The sequence below is a fragment of the Halomonas sp. E14 genome (assembly GCF_052568415.1).
This window is the reverse complement of the sequence record NZ_CP199423.1, coordinates 2,698,541-2,714,038: the sequence shown is the minus strand read 5'-3', so window position 1 is coordinate 2,714,038 and position 15,498 is coordinate 2,698,541. Positions and strand designations below refer to the sequence as shown.

Sequence of the window (15,498 nt, the reverse complement as noted above, 5' to 3'; positions counted from 1 at the left end):
AAAACGTGGCGGGGGGATTGGCTTGCGCGCTGCGCTGCTTACACTCGCATCATAAAGCAACGCGGGCAGGGGAGACACCGGATGTCCGGGAATCGTACCGACCAGGCGCCGTTTGAACTGCGCCCCCTCTACCGAGCCGAGCAGGTTCGCGAGCTCGACCGGCGCACCATTGAGGGAGGGGTCGATGGCTTCGCGCTGATGCAGCGCGCCGCCACGGCAGCTTGGCAGAGGCTTAGGACGCACTGGCCGGGGATCAAGCGCATTACGGTGCTGTGCGGCGGGGGCAATAACGGTGGCGATGGCCATGTGCTGGCGGCACTGGCGGCTGGCGCCGGGGTGGCGGTGCAGCGTATCGCGCTCAGGCAGCGTGAGGCGCTGGAGGGCGATGCCGCGCGTGCGGCCGACATGGCCAGCTCAGTGGGCGTCGCGCTCGAACCCTGGCGCCAGGGGATGCTGCTCACCGGCGAGGTGATCGTCGATGCGCTGCTTGGCACCGGGCTCGGCGGTGAAGTGCGAGGTGATTTCCGTGCCGCCATCGAAGCGATCAACGCCAGCGGGCTGCCGGTGCTGGCCATTGACATCCCCAGCGGGCTCGCCGCGGACACCGGGGCGGAGCTTGGCGTGGCGGTACGTGCCACCCGTACCGTGACCTTCATCGGCGACAAGATCGGCCTGCACACCGGGCGTGCGCCGGCGCTGACCGGCGAGGTGCACTTTCGCCCGCTGGGCGTCGATGCGCGCCGCCATGACGACTTGCCACCGGTGGCGGAGCTGCTTGACCAGACGCTGCTGCCTGTGTGGCTACCTCCGCGCGAACGTGATGCCCACAAGGGGGCGATGGGCCATGTGCTGGTGCTGGGCGGCGCCCCGGGCTTCGGTGGCGCGGCGCTGCTGGCCAGCGAGGCGGCGGCGCGGCTGGGCGCCGGCAAGGTGAGCCTGGCCACGGCTCCGGAACATGTGAGCGCGAGCCTGACCTATCGGCCCGAAGTGATGGTGCACGGCATGCGCGGTGTCGCCGAGCTGGGCGAGTTGCCGCAGCAGGCCAGCGTGCTGGTGGTGGGGCCGGGGCTGGGGCAGAGGGCCTGGGGGCAGGCCATGCTGCAGGCGGCGCTGGCTGGCGCCAAGCCGCTGGTGGTGGATGCCGATGGGCTCAACCTGCTGGCCTCTCGTTTCACCGGCCAGCGGCGTGATGACTGGATCCTCACGCCGCACCCGGGCGAGGCTGGCCGGCTGCTGGGCTGCAGCGCGGCAGAGGTGGAGGCCGACCGCCCTGCGGCGGCGCGCGAGCTGCAGCGGCGTTTCGGCGGCGTGGTCGTGCTTAAGGGCGCCGGTAGCCTGGTGGTCGGCCCGGCCGGCATGGCGGTATGCCCCTACGGCAACCCTGGCATGGCCTCGGGGGGCATGGGCGATGTACTGGCCGGCATGCTCGGTGCGCTGATCGCCCAAGGGCTGGAGCTTGAAACCGCCGCCCGCCTGGGCGTGATGGTGCATGCCCTGGCGGCCGACCAGGCCGCCCACGACGGTGGCGAGCGTGGTCTGCTGGCGGCTGATCTGGCATCCTATGCGCGACGCCTGATCAACGCCGGAAGCGGTCCGCTCATAAGGTAACGACGATGCGCATGCGACTCGAAAACGAAGACCGGCAGGTGGCCTTTGGCCGGGCGCTCGGTGCCGCCATGCAAGGCTGTGGGCGCCTCTACCTGGAAGGCGACCTGGGCGCGGGAAAGACCACCCTGACACGCGGCATCTTGCGGGCCTACGGTCACCAGGGCGCCGTCAAGAGCCCAACCTATACCCTGGTCGAGCCCTATGAGCTCGATAACGGGAGGCTTTACCATTTCGACCTCTACCGCCTGGGTGACCCGGAGGAGCTCGAGTTCATCGGTGGCCGGGATCTGTTCGCCGAAGACGCCCTCTGCATTGTTGAATGGCCAAGCCGCGGGCAGGGTTGGCTGCCGCTGCCGGACCTCACCGTCGAGCTGGCGCTGGCTGAACCGGGTCGTGCCGTAACTCTGACGTCCCATACCGAACATGGCCGGGCGGTGCTGGCGAGACTGGCCGAGGACGCCGCCTGGAAAGACGCTATTGCCGAGCGGGAAAGCCAAACACCGTGATAACGATGCGATATGGGGCCTACGGGCCGAGTACATGGATGACACGCTGGCGCAGGTATTTGACCGGTGTGCTGCTGTTGCCGCTTTGGCTGGCCGGCATGGCGCAGGCGGCGCAGGTGGACAATATCCGCCTATGGGCCGCCCCCGACCATGCGCGGCTGGTGTTCGATCTGTCCGGTCATACCGAAGCCAGTGTCTTTACCCTTGACGGCCCCAGGCGATTGGTCATCGATCTCGAACATAGCGGGCTCAATACCGATCTGGCGAGTCTCAACCTGGATGGCAGCGCGATCACTGCCGTGCGCAGCGGCAAGCTCGACGGCAACGGCCTGCGCGTGGTGCTGGAGCTGTCCCGCGAGGTGGAGCCGCGCCATTTCACGCTGCCCCCCAACGACCAGTACGGCCATCGCCTGGTAGTGGATATGGAGTACCCCGGCGAAAGCGCCGTGCAGAACCCCATCGACCCCATCGAGGCAATGATTCGCGAGCAGGAGCTGGCTGCCGAACGGCGTCGTGCCGAGACCTCGGCCGGCCCGCGGCAGGAGGCGGCGATTGCGGCAACGCAGCAGCCGGCCGCTCCCCACCCGCGGCGCGACATCATCATCGCCATCGATCCCGGCCACGGCGGCGAGGACCCGGGGGCCATCGGCCCTGGTGGGACCCGCGAGAAGGACGTGGTCATGGAGATCAGTCGCCGCCTGCAGCGGCTGGTAGACAACGCCGAGGGTTTCCGTGCTGTGATGATCCGTGATGGCGACTACTACGTTGGCCTGCGCCAGCGTACGCGCATCGCTCGTGAGCAGAAGGCCGATTTCTTCGTCTCGATCCACGCCGATGCCTTCAACAGCCCGCGGCCCAGCGGCAGCTCGGTCTATGCGCTCTCTCAAAGCGGTGCCACCTCGGAAACCGCCCAGTGGCTGGCCGCCAGCGAGAACCGGGCCGACCTGATCGGCGGCGTCGACGGCAACCTGTCGCTCAACGACAAGGACGAGGTGCTGCGCGGCGTGCTGCTCGATCTGACCATGACCGCCACCCTCAACGACTCGCTCTCCATCGGCGGCCAGGTACTCGACCAGCTCGGGCGCGTCAACCGGCTGCATCGCAGCCGCGTCGAGCAGGCCGGCTTCATGGTGCTGAAGTCGCCGGACATCCCGTCGCTGCTGATCGAGACGGGATTCATCTCGAACCCGGACGAGGAGCGCCGCCTGCGCGACTCGGGGCACCAGCAGCGGCTGGCCGAGTCGATCTTTGCCGGTATCAGCGAACACTTCCGGCGTAACCCGCCGCCGGCCAGCCTGCTGGCCTGGCAGCGCGACAACCGGCGCACGCCCTCGGCCAACGAGTACCGTATCCAGCCTGGGGATACGCTGTCGACCATTGCCGCCCGGCATGGGGTGCCGGTGGCGCAGCTCAAGCAGGCCAATGAGCTAAATGGCGACGTCATTCGGGTCGGTCAGGTGCTGCGGATTCCGCGCTCATGACGGCAGTGGCAGGGCAGGGGCGGCGCATCCAGGTACTCGACCCGCGGCTGGCCAACCAGATTGCCGCGGGCGAAGTGGTCGAACGACCCGCCTCGGTGGTCAAGGAGCTGGTCGAGAATGCCATCGACGCCGGCAGTCGCCGCATCGAGGTGGAGCTGGAGGCCGGCGGCTGTCGGTTGATCCGCGTTCGTGACGACGGCAGCGGCATCGGCGAGGCCGACCTGCCGCTGGCGTTGGCGCGCCATGCCACCAGCAAGATCGTGTCGCTCGAGGAGCTGGAAGGCGTGGCCAGCCTTGGCTTTCGCGGCGAGGCGCTCGCCTCCATCAGCTCGGTCTCGCGGCTGGAGCTGGTGGCCAATGTCGATGACGACCCGCGCGGCGGCTGGCGTGTGGTGGCCGAAGGGCGCCACATGGAGCCGCGCGTCAGCCCGGCCCCGCATCCTCGTGGCACCTCGGTGACGGTTCGCGACCTGTTTTTCAATACCCCGGCGCGGCGCAAGTTCCTGCGTACCGAGAAGACGGAGTACGGCCACGTGGAGGAGGCGTTTCGCCGCCTGGCGCTGTCGCGCTATGACATCGCCTGGGTGCTGCGCCACAACCAAAAGACTGTACACCAGCTACCCGCGGGCGACGACCCGACCCGCCGCGAGCGGCGCATTGCGGCGCTGCTGGGCAAGGGCTTCGTCGATCACGCCTTGCACCTGGACCTGGCGGCGGGCTCGCTGCGCCTATGGGGCTGGGTCGGCCTACCCACCCATTCCCGCGCCCAGGCCGACCAGCAGTACTTCTTCGTCAACGGCCGCGTGGTGCGCGATCGGCTGGTGGCACACGCCATTCGCCAGGCCTATCGCGACGTGCTGTTCCATGGCCGGCACCCGGTGTTCGTGCTCTACCTGGAGGTCGATCCCACGGTGGTGGATGTCAACGTGCACCCCACCAAGCATGAGGTGCGCTTCCGCGATGGCCGCCTGGTGCACGATTTCCTCTTCTCCAGCCTGCACCGGGCGCTGGCCGAGGCGCGCCCGGCGGAACGCGAGGCCCATGCCGATGGCGCTGTAGCCGAGCATGACGATACCGCAGAGGTGCGCGAGCCTGCACCGCGCTGGCAGCAGCAGCCCATGGCGCTGCACGCCACGGGCGAGTCACCGGAGCGGGTCACCGCCGATCGCGTGCGTGCCTTCATGAACGGCTATCGTGCGCTGCACCCCGAGCACGAGGAGCGCCTGCTGACGCCGCAGCCGGCCGAGGCCGGGGCGGATGCCGCCGTGGCATCGCCGCCGGTGGAGGGTGCCGTTGGCGTGGGCCAGGCAGCGGCGCTGCCCGCCTCGGAAGAGGGCAGTGGCATCCCACCCCTGGGCTTCGCCATCGCCCAGCTGCACGGCATCTACATCCTCTCCCAGACCGCCCAGGGCATGATCATCGTCGACATGCATGCGGCCCACGAGCGTATCGTCTACGAGCGCATGAAGGCTCAGGTTCACGGTGGCGCGCTGCAGACGCAGCCGCTGCTGGTACCGGTCTCGCTGGCAGCGAGCCATGCTGAGGTGGCCACCGCCGAGGCCGAGCGCGAGGCGTTTGCTCGCCTGGGCGTCGAACTGGACGTGGCCGGTCCGGAGACGCTGCTGGTGCGCCAGGTGCCGGCACTGCTGGCCGATGCCGACGTCGAGCCCCTGATTCGCGATATGCTGGAAGACCTGGAGCGTTACGGGCGCTCCGACCGTCTCGAGGCCAGTATCAACGAGCTGTTGGCGACGATGGCCTGCCATGGCAGCGTGCGCGCCAACCGGCGTCTGACGACAGCGGAAATGAACGCCCTGCTGCGCGATATGGAGCGCACCGAGCGCAGCGGCCAGTGCAACCACGGCCGCCCCACCTGGACCGAGCTGTCGCTGAAGGCGCTGGACCGCCTGTTCCTGCGCGGCCAGTAAGGAGCTAGCCCCATGCGCGACCGTCGTCCGCTTGCCCTGCTGCTGATGGGCCCGACCGCCGCCGGCAAGACCGACCTGGCCATCGCGCTGCACGACCGGCTCGACTGCGAGCTGATCAGCATGGATTCGGCCATGGTCTACCGCGGCATGGATATCGGCAGTGCCAAGCCCTCGGCTGAGGAGCTGGCGCGTGCGCCGCACCGCCTGATCGATATCCGCGACCCGGCCGAGCCCTATTCGGCAGCGGAGTTCCGCGAGGATGCTCGTCGCGAGATGCGCCAGATCACCGCGGCGGGACGCGTACCGCTGATCGTCGGCGGCACCATGATGTATGCCAAGCGCCTGCTCGAGGGAGTGGCCAACCTGCCGTCGGCAGACCCGGCGATACGTGCCGAACTCGAACGGCAGGCCCGCGAGCAGGGGCTGGCGGCTCTGCATGCGGCGCTGGCCAGGGTCGATCCCGAGTCGGCCCGGCGCATCCATCCCAACGACCCCCAGCGCCTGATGCGTGCGCTTGAAGTCTATCGGGCCAGCGGCCAGACGCTGTCGGCGCTATGGCGACAGCAGCAACCGGAAACCTTTCCCTGGAGGGTGTTGTCGATAGGAGTCGCGCCGGCCGAAAGACGCGTGCTCCATGAGCGGATCGCTGCTCGTTTCGACGTGATGCTGAGGGCCGGGTTGATCGAGGAGGTGGCTCGACTCAAGGCCCGAGGCGACCTGCATCTCGGTCTGCCTTCGATGAAAAGCGTGGGCTACCGTCAGGTGTGGGAATACCTCGATGGCGACGCTGATATCGCGTCGCTCAGGCAGCGAACCGTGGTGGCCACGCGGCAGTTGGCAAAACGCCAATTGACCTGGCTGCGCAGCTGGCCGGAGCTACACTGGTTCGATACCGAGAGCGGCGATACCCTTGGTGAGGTCTTGAAATTCGTGCGCCAATTCAGCTCTTAGCGTAAGATGATGGCTTCGAGTGGCCGGGTGACCAGGCCGAGCCGGCAGGGTGTCTTGCCTGCTGGCAGACAACTCAAGAACACAACTTCCACCCCTCATGAGAAAGTTTTAGGGAGAGGTAACATGTCCAAAGGGCAGTCCCTTCAAGACCCGTACCTGAATATTCTGCGCAAGGAGCGCATTCCGGTGTCGATTTTCCTGGTCAACGGCATCAAGCTGCAGGGTCAGATCGAATCCTTCGACCAATTCGTCATCCTGCTGCGCAATACCGTCAGCCAGATGGTCTACAAGCATGCCATCTCCACCGTGGTGCCGTCGCGCAACGTGCGCCTGCCGCCGCAGGATCCTGCCGCTCAGTCGGACAGCAACGCGTGAGGAAATTGATTGTTCTTTGAACGTCCCGACGCCGGCGAAACGGCGGTACTGGTTCATGTAGATTTTCATGACGAGCGCGAACGTGAAGACCCGGGTGAATTCCTGGAACTGGTACGTTCCGCGGGGGCCGAGCCGGCCATGTTGCTCAGCGGCAGCCGGCATCGGCCGGACTCGCGCACCTTCATCGGCACCGGCAAGCTGGAAGAACTTCGCGAAGCCCTGAGCCTTCACGGCGCGGAGCTGGTGATCTTCAACCATGGCTTGAGCCCGTCCCAGCAGCGTAACCTGGAGCGCGAGCTCAAGTGTCGGGTGCTCGATCGCACCGGCCTGATCCTCGATATCTTCGCCCAGCGGGCGCGTACCCACGAGGGCAAGCTGCAGGTCGAGCTGGCCCAGTTGGAATACATGTCGACCCGGCTGGTGCGCGGCTGGACCCACCTGGAGCGTCAGAAGGGCGGGATCGGTCTGCGCGGCCCCGGCGAGACGCAGCTCGAGACCGACCGACGCCTGCTGCGCGCCCGCATCAAGGCCATCCACAAGCGCCTCGATAAGGTGCGCAGTCAGCGCAGCCAGAACCGCCGTGCGCGTGCCAGGGCCGAGATACCCAGCGTGTCGCTGGTTGGCTATACCAACGCCGGCAAGTCGACATTGTTCAATGCGCTGACCGCCGCGAAGGTGTACGCCGCCGACCAGCTCTTCGCGACGCTCGATCCTACGCTGCGTCGGCTGGAGATCGGCGACGTGGGCCCGGTGGTACTGGCGGATACCGTCGGTTTCATCCGCCACCTGCCGCACAAGTTGGTCGAGGCCTTCCAGGCCACGCTGCAGGAAGCGGCCGAGGCGACCCTGCTGGTGCATGTGATCGACGCTGCCGACCCGGACCGGGAGCTCAACGTGACGCAGGTCGAGGGCGTGCTCAACGAGATCGGCGCGCTGGACGTGCCGATGCTCAAGGTGATGAACAAGATCGATCTGCTCGACAGCGCCCCACGCATCGAGCGTGACGGCCACGGTCGCCCCGAGGTGGTGTGGCTGTCGGCGCGCGACGGGCGAGGGCTGGAGCTGTTGGCGCAGGCCCTGTCGGAATGCCTGGCCGATGATGTCATCGGATTCAGCTTGACCCTGTCGCCCGAGCAGGGCCGCCTGCGTGCGGCGCTGCATGAGCTGGACGCCGTGCGCGAGGAGCGTTTCGAGGACGAGGGCAGCGTCAGCCTCGACGTACGCCTGCCGCGCCGTGACTTCCTGCAGCTGATGTCACGGCTGGGAGAGCGCGCAGACGATTATCTTCCACCGGAGCTTCGTTCGCGTCCGGTATGGGAGGAGTAAGCTTTTTTGCTGTCCCAGCATGTGGATGGTCCCCGAGAGACTAGAACTCCCGGCACCTGGCATGGTGTCGCAGATAACAGGATGGCAACCGACGTCTCGCTGCCTGAGGCATGTCGGCGGTGAGGCAACGCAGAGTGGAGACGACGTATGGCTTGGAATGAGCCTGGTGGTGGTGGCAACCAGCATGACCCCTGGAGCGGTGGAGGCCGCCGCAATGGAGGGAATGGTGGCAGCAATGGCGGGGGCGGTGGCAACCGCGGGGGCAACCAGGGACCACCCGATCTTGACGAAGCCCTGAAGAAATTCCAGGACAAGCTCAACTCGATGCTGGGTGGTCGTGGTGGGAAGGGCGGCGGCGGGCAAGGCGGTAAGGGTGGCGGCGGTCGGCCGCGCAATACCTTCGCCTTGCCGGGCCTGCTGCTGATCATCGCGCTGGGTATCTGGGGCGCCATGGGCTTCTACCTGGTCGACCAGGCCGAGCGGGGCGTAGTGCTGCGCTTTGGCAAGTTCCAGGAAGTGGTGGGCCCGGGCCTGCACTGGAACCCGCCGTTGATCGACGACGTGCGCATGGTCAACGTGACCCGCGTTCGCTCCCTGACCCAGACCCAGTCGATGCTGACCCGCGACGAGAACATCGTTGAGGTCGAGATCTCAGCGCAGTACCAGGTCAACAACCCGCGCGACTTCGTGCTCAACGTGCGCAATCCGCAGCTCTCCATCGAGAACGCGCTGGATTCGGCGTTGCGTCACGTGGTGGGTGGTACCGACATGATCGAGATCCTGACCTCGGGCCGTGAGATTCTCGGCAGCTCCGTGGCCAGTCGCCTGCAGACCTACCTGGACAGCTACGGCACCGGTATCCGGCTGCAGACCATCAACATCGAATCCACCTCGGCACCCGCCGCCGTCATCGATGCCTTCGACGACGTGATCCGGGCGCGCGAGGATCGTCAGCGCACCATCAACGAAGGCATGGCCTACGCCAATGCCATCATTCCCGCCGCCCAGGGTCAGGCCCAGCGCCTGGTCGAGCAGGGCCAGGGGTATCGTGAGTCGGTGGTGGCCGAGGCCCAGGGTCAGGCCAACCGCTTCAATGCACTGCTGAGCCAGTACCGCAATGCGCCGGAGATCATGCGCGAGCGTCTCTATCTCGACGCCATGGCCGAGGTCTTCGGCCAGACGCCGAAGGTGCTGATCGATGTCGCAGACGACGCGCCGCTGATGTACCTGCCGCTGGACCAGCGTCCCGGCGGTGCGACCCAGGGCGGTGGCAACGGCGACGCTGCACGCGGCGAGAGCGGCGAGCTGGACCCGCGCGTGCTCGAGCGGCTGCGCACCACTTCCAGCACGCAGCCCAGTAACAGCAGCGGTATCCGCAGGGAGGGTCGCTAAATGGTCAACAATCGTTCACTGATCATCGTGGGCGGTCTGGCGGCCATCGCCTGGCTTGCCAGCAACAGCCTCTATGTGGTCGACGAGACCCAGCGCGCGGTGAAGCTGCGCTTCGGTGAAGTCATCGAGGAGAACATCCAACCGGGCTTGCACTTCAAGGTGCCGATCACCCAGACGGTGCGCAAGTTCGATACCCGGGTGCTGACGCTGGATACCGACACCAGCCGCTACCTGACCCTGGAGCAGAAGGCGGTAATCGTCGACTCCTACGTCAAGTGGCAGGTGGTCAACCCGACGCGCTACTACGAGGCCACGGCCGGTGACGAGATGATGGCGGTGCGCCTGATTCAGCCGCGGGTCGACGAGAGTCTGCGTAACGAGTTCGGCCGCCTCGACCTGCAGCAAATCATCGCCGAGCGCCGCGACGACCTGATGACGCGCCCCACCCAGGAGCTCGACTCGCTGATGCGCGAAGAGCTTGGGGTCGCGATCCGCGACGTACGGGTGAAGCGTATCGACCTGCCGGAAGACGTCTCCACGGCGGTCTTCGAGCGGATGCGCTCCGAACGTGAGCGGGAAGCGCGCGAGTGGCGCGCTCAGGGGCAGGAGGAGGCCGAACGCATTCGCGCCAACGCCGACCGTCGCCGCCAGGTTCTGCTCGCTCAGGCCACCGAGCGTGCCGAGACCCTGCGCGGTGAAGGGGACGCCGAGGCTGCCGGCATCTTCTCCGAGGCGTACAGCCAGGACCCGGAGTTCTTCTCCTTCTGGCGTAGCCTCAACGCCTATCGTGCGAGCTTCGATGGCGAGCGGGACCTGCTGGTGCTCGACCCGACCAGCGACTTCTTCCGCTACCTGCGCACACCGGCGATGCCGCAGCAAAACTGAAGTCGGCAGCGGCAGGGTGGCGCGAGCCTCCCTGCCGTCACCGCCACGTCTGGGGTTCAACCCGGCGGCAAACGTGATAGAATCCTTGAACCGGGCGTGGCCCGGTTTTTTTGTGGGCGCTTTCCGCTTATCGTGTCTTTTCGCCCACCGCTACCCTCTAGCAGGACTGACAACATGACCATTGCTGACCGCTGGCTCTTGCCCGACGGCATGGACGAGGTGCTGCCACCGCAGGCGAGCCGCATGGAAGAGCTGCGCCGCGCGCTGCTCGACCTTTACCATTGCTGGGGCTACGACCAGGTGATGCCGCCGCCGGTGGAGTTCCTCGATTCGCTGCTGACCGGCACCGGAACCGACCTCGACCTGCAGACGTTCAAGCTCACCGACCAGTTGACCGGCCGCATGATGGGCGTGAGTGCCGATGTCACCCCGCAGGTGGCGCGCATGGACGCCCACTCCATGCGTCACCAGGGGCCGGCGCGGCTGTGCTACTGCACCAATGTGCTGCGGGCCAAGGCCGACCAGCACCAGGGCGGACGTAGCCCGGTCCAGGTGGGCGTGGAGCTGTTCGGGCACGGCGGACGTGAAGCCGACCTCGAGATTCTCAACCTGGCGCTGGCCAGCCTGAAGGTGGCGGGGGCCGAAGAGGTCCACCTGGCGCTGGGGCATATCGGCATCTACCGTAGCCTGGTGCAGGCGGCCGATCTCGATGCCGAGCAGGAGCGGGCGCTGTTCGAAGCGCTGGAGCTGAAGTCGCCGGGTGCCCTGGCCGAGCAGGTGTCGCAGGCGGTGCGCGACCCGGCGCTGGGCGAGATGTTCCTGGCCCTGGGCGATCTGCACGGTGGACCCGAGGTGCTTGAGCGGGCGCGCGACCAATTTGCCGGCGCCCCGCCGGCGGTCGGCGAGGCGCTGGCGCAGCTGCAGGCGCTCTATCGCGGCGTGGCCCAGCAGCACCCGGAGGTGGCGCTCTACTTCGATCTTGCCGAGCTGCGTGGCTACCAGTACCACACCGGCATGATGTTCGCTGCCTTCGTGCCGGGCTACGGGCAGGCCCTGGCCAAGGGCGGCCGCTACGACGATACCGGTAAGGCCTTCGGGCGGGCGCGTCCGGCCACGGGCTTTTCCATGGACCTCAAGCTGCTGGCGACCCTGGTGCACAGCGAGCCGGCCTGCGACGGGGTCTGGGCGCCGGCCGAGGGCCAGGGCGTTGGCGAGGCCATCGCGGCGCTGCGTGCCGCCGGGCGTCGTGTGGTGCAGGCCTTGCCGGGGCAGGGTACCGCTCCCCAGGCGCACCGCTGCAGCCACAGGCTGGTCCATCGCGATGGGCAATGGCAGATAGAGGCGCTCTAGCGCCGACACGGGACACCACCGGCAGGCGGCCGGTTATCGAACGCGGCCCACGGGCCGGATGATCGACGCGCCCACCAGGCGCTGACACAAGAGAAGAGAACACCATGGGTAAGAACGTAGTCGTACTGGGCACTCAGTGGGGTGATGAAGGCAAAGGCAAGGTCGTCGACCTGCTCACCGAGTCTGCAGCGGCGGTGGTCCGCTTCCAGGGCGGGCACAATGCCGGCCATACCCTGGTGATCGACGGCGAGAAGACTGTTCTGCACCTCATCCCCTCGGGCATCCTGCGCAAGGATAAGACCTGCGTTATCGGCAACGGCGTGGTGCTCTCGCCGGAGGCGCTGATCAAGGAAATCCGCGAGCTCGAGGCCAAGGGCGTGCCGGTGCGCGAGCGTCTGCGCCTGTCGCCGGCGTGCCCGCTGATCCTGCCCTATCATGTGCGCCTCGATCTGGCCCGCGAGAAGGCCCGCGGCGTGGCCAAGATCGGCACTACCGGTCGCGGCATCGGCCCGGCCTACGAGGACAAGGTGGCGCGCCGTGGTCTGCGCCTGGGCGACATGCTGCACCGCGAGCGCTTTGCCTCCAAGCTCGGCGAGGTGCTCGACTACCACAACTTCGTGCTGGTCAACTACCACGGTGAGGCGGCGGTCGACTTCCAGGAAGTGCTCGACAGCGCCATGGCCATGGCCGAGGAGCTGCGGCCGATGGTCTGCGACACCGTTAGCATGGTGCATGAGCTGCGCCGCGCCGGCGAGAACATCCTGTTCGAAGGTGCCCAGGGGTCGCTGCTGGATATCGACCACGGCACTTATCCGTTCGTGACCAGCTCCAATACCACGGCGGGTGGCACCGCCACCGGTTCCGGCGTGGGTCCGCTTTACCTGGACTACGTGCTGGGTATCACCAAGGCCTACACCACGCGCGTGGGCTCCGGCCCGTTCCCCACCGAGCTGTTCGACGAGCATGGCCGCCACCTGGCCGAGCGCGGCCATGAGTTCGGTGCCACCACCGGCCGTCCGCGCCGCTGTGGCTGGTTCGATGCCGTGGCGCTGCGTCATGCGGTGCAGATCAACTCGGTCTCGGGCATCTGCCTGACCAAGCTTGATGTGCTCGATGGCCTGGAGAACATTCGCGTCTGCGTCGGCTATCGCAGCAAGGACGGCGAAGTGATGGAGAACCCGGTCGACTCCGAGGGCTACGAGGCGGTCGAACCGGTTTACGAGGACCTGCCGGGCTGGAGCGAATCGACCCTTGGCGCCAAGCGCATCGAGGACCTGCCGGCCAACGCCCGCTCCTACATCAGCTTCCTCGAGGAGAAGGTCGGTACCTCCATTGACATCGTCTCCACCGGACCGGATCGCAACGAGACCATCGTGCTGCGCAACCCGTTCGACGCGTAAGTAGCGCGCGGCGGAGCTGTGGCCGCTCCGCTGTTGCTACCGCACTGCAAAGGCCGGCACCCAGTGCCGGCTTTTGCGTTGTACCGCCTTCAGCGCGCCTGCTGTACGCAGGCCTGCATGCGGGCCAGGAACACCGCCATGATCCGCTCGTACAGCTCCCGCCCCAGCACGGCATCCTCGATGCCGGCGTCGACGTTGGGATTGTCGTTGACCTCAATGACTACCACACGCTCGCCGCTCTGCTTGAGATCAACCCCATAGAAGCCGTTACCGATCAGGCGGGTGGCCTTCAGCGCCGCCTTGATCACGGTGGGTGGCACATCCTCCGGGTCGTGGGTGGTGAAGCCGCCGCTCTTCACCTGCGCTCCGGAGTGGTCATAGATCTGCCAGTGGCCACGGGCCATGTAGTAGCGGCTGGCAAACAGCACCTGGCCATCGAGCACGCCGATGCGCCAGTCGTATTCGGTGGGCATCCACTCCTGCAGCAGCAGCAGGGCCGAGTCGTCGAACAGCCGAGTCGACTCCCGCTCGAGCTGGGAGAGGGACTCGACTTTGACCACTCCCCGCGAAAAGGAGCCGTCGGGAATCTTGAGCACGAGGGGAAAGCCCAGCCCGGTAATCTGCTCGGCCAGGGGGCGGCGGTCGCGGCGCTTGAGCAGCACGCCGTCGGGGGCGGGAACGCCACGGGCCCGCAGCAGTGCATGCAGGTACACCTTGTTGGTGCAGCGCAGGATATCCTGCGGTGCGTCGATCACCACCAGGCCGGCATGCTCGGCCAGCCGGGCCATGCGATAGGTATGGTGGTCCAGTGCCGTGGTCTCGCGGATGAACAGCGCGTCGAACTCGGCCAGCCGCCCGGCATCGCGTCGAGTGATCAGCGAGACATCGATGCCCAGCTTGCGCCCGGCGCGAATGAACGCCTTGAGCGCGCTGCGGTTGCTCGGCGGCAGGGCCTCCTTGGGGTCGACCAGAATTGCCAGGTCGAAGCGGTAGCGCCGCCGCGCCTTGGGGGTTCGCCAGACCTTACGTGAATGGCGGTTGAGCGCCGTGGCGAACAGGTCCTGTTCCTCAGCGTTGAGGTCGCGCAGGCGAATCGGCTTCAGGCGTGACAGACGCCACAGGTCGTGCCGCCGGACCAGGCGAGCTTCGAGCAGCGGGCAGGGCAGGCGTTCGAAAAGCTTGCGGGCCAGGCGGGCCAGGGCCGGTTCCAGGCATTCGCCGAACAGCACGCGCAGCGTCAGGCTGTCGCCGGTCAGGCGGCCTTGGCGTGCCAACTCGCCCAGCAGCGGGCCCAACGAGTCGAGCTGCAGGTCGATCAGCGCCTTGCGCGACAGCTCGTTCAGCGTTTCCACCGTTGGCAGCACGCGCTGGCCGCGAGCCTGGGCCAGCAGCGAGACGTAGTACCCCGTGCCGAGGTAGTCGAGCTCACTGCTCAGGTTGATGATGTGGGTCGAGCGGTCCTGGTCGTCTCCCGATCGGTGGCGTCGATCCAAGGAAAGAAACTGATCGGCCGTGATCAGGTCCTCCGAAGGATAGTAGGGCCGCCAGTCTTCGAGGCGGTCGACGATGATGCGCAAGGGACACATGGGCGGATTCCCTGAACGGTTGGGGGTAGCCTCGAAACTGCGGCCAGCATGCCCGCGCGTCAGGTTATCGACAAGCGTGACGGCGGGTGAAATGATTTCATGTTGGCGGCGGCTGCGCGGGGCGTTGGCGCCATTTCTTCCTCTCGTTTACAAAATAGCCTTGTGGATGGACAGCATGCTCACAACGTTGCGTCAGGCATCGCCCGATGACCTGGAGGCGCTCTTTCGGCTGGAACAGGTGGCATTCAGCGGCGACCGTTTCAACCGCCGCCAGCTCTGGCATCTGCTCAACCGAGCGAACGCCCTTACGCTGGTGGCACAGGACGAGGCGGGAGAAAAGCTGCTGGGCTACGGCACCCTGCTGTTTCGCCAGGGCAGCCTGCGAGCACGTCTCTACTCCTTTTGCGTGCATCCGGAGGCCCGTGGCGGCGGGGTAGGGCGCCGGTTGCTGGAGGCGCTTGAACAAGCGGCGTTCGAGCGGGGCATCCTGGTGCTTGGGCTTGAGGTGCGGGCGGATAACCGCATCGCGCTTGGCCTCTATCGGCGCATGGGATTTCGGCTCGAACGCTGGCTCGACGCCTATTACGAAGATGGCTGCGCCGGCTGGCAGATGAGCAAGTCGCTGCTTCCGGCAACCGACTGATCGCGCTGCGCAGGGTGGCGCCGGTGCTGGTAGACTTTGCTCACCCTATCGCCACCAGGACAAGCAC

At 66.8% G+C, this 15,498-nt stretch carries 13 protein-coding genes; 12 read left to right on the top strand and 1 reads right to left on the bottom strand.

The genetic code is table 11. The features are described from left to right. Positions 1-81 precede the first annotated feature (81 nt). The 11 genes from ACT7B3_RS12680 (at position 82) to ACT7B3_RS12630 (ending at position 13,202) form a co-directional block, all read left to right on the top strand. A complete protein-coding gene (locus ACT7B3_RS12680; RefSeq protein ID WP_445158173.1) occupies positions 82-1,608 on the top strand; it encodes an NAD(P)H-hydrate dehydratase in 1,527 nt (508 codons plus the stop codon). 5 nt (positions 1,609-1,613) lie between these two features. Then, complete coding sequence (tsaE, locus tag ACT7B3_RS12675) at positions 1,614-2,114, top strand: tRNA (adenosine(37)-N6)-threonylcarbamoyltransferase complex ATPase subunit type 1 TsaE (RefSeq protein WP_444677121.1); 501 nt, start codon at positions 1,614-1,616, stop codon at positions 2,112-2,114. 98 nt (positions 2,115-2,212) lie between these two features. After that, positions 2,213-3,595: an N-acetylmuramoyl-L-alanine amidase gene (locus ACT7B3_RS12670; protein ID WP_445158879.1), complete on the top strand. Its 1,383-nt coding sequence runs from the start codon at positions 2,213-2,215 to the stop codon at positions 3,593-3,595. Next, positions 3,592-5,523: a DNA mismatch repair endonuclease MutL gene (gene mutL / locus ACT7B3_RS12665; RefSeq protein ID WP_445158172.1), complete on the top strand. Its 1,932-nt coding sequence runs from the start codon at positions 3,592-3,594 to the stop codon at positions 5,521-5,523. Before ACT7B3_RS12670 ends, mutL begins: the two co-directional genes overlap by 4 nt. A gap of 12 nt (positions 5,524-5,535) precedes the next feature. Further along, the gene (gene miaA, locus ACT7B3_RS12660; RefSeq protein WP_445158171.1) at positions 5,536-6,474 is read left to right on the top strand and encodes a tRNA (adenosine(37)-N6)-dimethylallyltransferase MiaA; all 939 of its coding nucleotides are present in this window, start codon (positions 5,536-5,538) and stop codon (positions 6,472-6,474) included. A 123-nt stretch (positions 6,475-6,597) separates the two neighbouring features. Next, positions 6,598-6,849 (top strand): RNA chaperone Hfq, encoded by a 252-nt coding sequence (gene hfq, locus ACT7B3_RS12655; protein ID WP_444677124.1) that lies wholly within the window; start codon positions 6,598-6,600, stop codon positions 6,847-6,849. A gap of 9 nt (positions 6,850-6,858) precedes the next feature. Continuing rightward, on the top strand, positions 6,859-8,175 hold the full coding sequence (gene hflX / locus ACT7B3_RS12650; protein ID WP_444677125.1) for a ribosome rescue GTPase HflX: 1,317 nt from the start codon (positions 6,859-6,861) through the stop codon (positions 8,173-8,175). Between the two features lie 147 nt (positions 8,176-8,322). Beyond that, a complete protein-coding gene (hflK, locus tag ACT7B3_RS12645; protein ID WP_444677126.1) occupies positions 8,323-9,567 on the top strand; it encodes an FtsH protease activity modulator HflK in 1,245 nt (414 codons plus the stop codon). Then, positions 9,568-10,452 carry a protease modulator HflC gene (gene hflC / locus ACT7B3_RS12640; protein ID WP_444677127.1) on the top strand — a complete coding sequence of 295 codons (885 nt, stop codon included), beginning with the start codon at positions 9,568-9,570 and terminating at the stop codon, positions 10,450-10,452. Between the two features lie 174 nt (positions 10,453-10,626). Then, positions 10,627-11,802, top strand: coding sequence for an ATP phosphoribosyltransferase regulatory subunit (locus tag ACT7B3_RS12635; protein ID WP_445158170.1), 1,176 nt, complete (start codon positions 10,627-10,629; stop codon positions 11,800-11,802). Between the two features lie 104 nt (positions 11,803-11,906). Beyond that, entirely contained in the window at positions 11,907-13,202 is a 1,296-nt protein-coding gene (locus ACT7B3_RS12630) for an adenylosuccinate synthase (protein ID WP_444677128.1), read from the top strand. Between the two features lie 89 nt (positions 13,203-13,291). On the opposite strand, the gene ACT7B3_RS12625 is transcribed toward ACT7B3_RS12630, so the two are convergent. Continuing rightward, the gene (locus ACT7B3_RS12625) at positions 13,292-14,788 is read right to left on the bottom strand and encodes a RimK family protein (RefSeq protein ID WP_445158169.1); all 1,497 of its coding nucleotides are present in this window, start codon (positions 14,786-14,788) and stop codon (positions 13,292-13,294) included. A gap of 175 nt (positions 14,789-14,963) precedes the next feature. On the opposite strand from ACT7B3_RS12625, the gene ACT7B3_RS12620 reads away from it, so the two are divergent. Beyond that, a complete protein-coding gene (locus tag ACT7B3_RS12620) occupies positions 14,964-15,431 on the top strand; it encodes a GNAT family N-acetyltransferase (RefSeq protein ID WP_444677130.1) in 468 nt (155 codons plus the stop codon). The last annotated feature ends 67 nt before the right edge of the window (positions 15,432-15,498 follow it).

Bases quoted from the DNA above. Each gene is read 5' to 3' on its own strand.
- ACT7B3_RS12635 (WP_445158170.1), top strand. From the start codon at position 10,627: ATGACCATTGCTGACCGCTGGCTCTTGCCCGACGGCATGGACGAGGTG.
- ACT7B3_RS12625 (WP_445158169.1), bottom strand. From the start codon at position 14,788: ATGTGTCCCTTGCGCATCATCGTCGACCGCCTCGAAGACTGGCGGCCC.
- ACT7B3_RS12680 (WP_445158173.1), top strand. From the start codon at position 82: ATGTCCGGGAATCGTACCGACCAGGCGCCGTTTGAACTGCGCCCCCTC.
- hfq (WP_444677124.1), top strand. From the start codon at position 6,598: ATGTCCAAAGGGCAGTCCCTTCAAGACCCGTACCTGAATATTCTGCGC.
- hflC (WP_444677127.1), top strand. From the start codon at position 9,568: ATGGTCAACAATCGTTCACTGATCATCGTGGGCGGTCTGGCGGCCATC.
- mutL (WP_445158172.1), top strand. From the start codon at position 3,592: ATGACGGCAGTGGCAGGGCAGGGGCGGCGCATCCAGGTACTCGACCCG.
- miaA (WP_445158171.1), top strand. From the start codon at position 5,536: ATGCGCGACCGTCGTCCGCTTGCCCTGCTGCTGATGGGCCCGACCGCC.
- ACT7B3_RS12670 (WP_445158879.1), top strand. From the start codon at position 2,213: ATGGCGCAGGCGGCGCAGGTGGACAATATCCGCCTATGGGCCGCCCCC.
- hflK (WP_444677126.1), top strand. From the start codon at position 8,323: ATGGCTTGGAATGAGCCTGGTGGTGGTGGCAACCAGCATGACCCCTGG.
- tsaE (WP_444677121.1), top strand. From the start codon at position 1,614: ATGCGCATGCGACTCGAAAACGAAGACCGGCAGGTGGCCTTTGGCCGG.
- ACT7B3_RS12630 (WP_444677128.1), top strand. From the start codon at position 11,907: ATGGGTAAGAACGTAGTCGTACTGGGCACTCAGTGGGGTGATGAAGGC.
- ACT7B3_RS12620 (WP_444677130.1), top strand. From the start codon at position 14,964: ATGCTCACAACGTTGCGTCAGGCATCGCCCGATGACCTGGAGGCGCTC.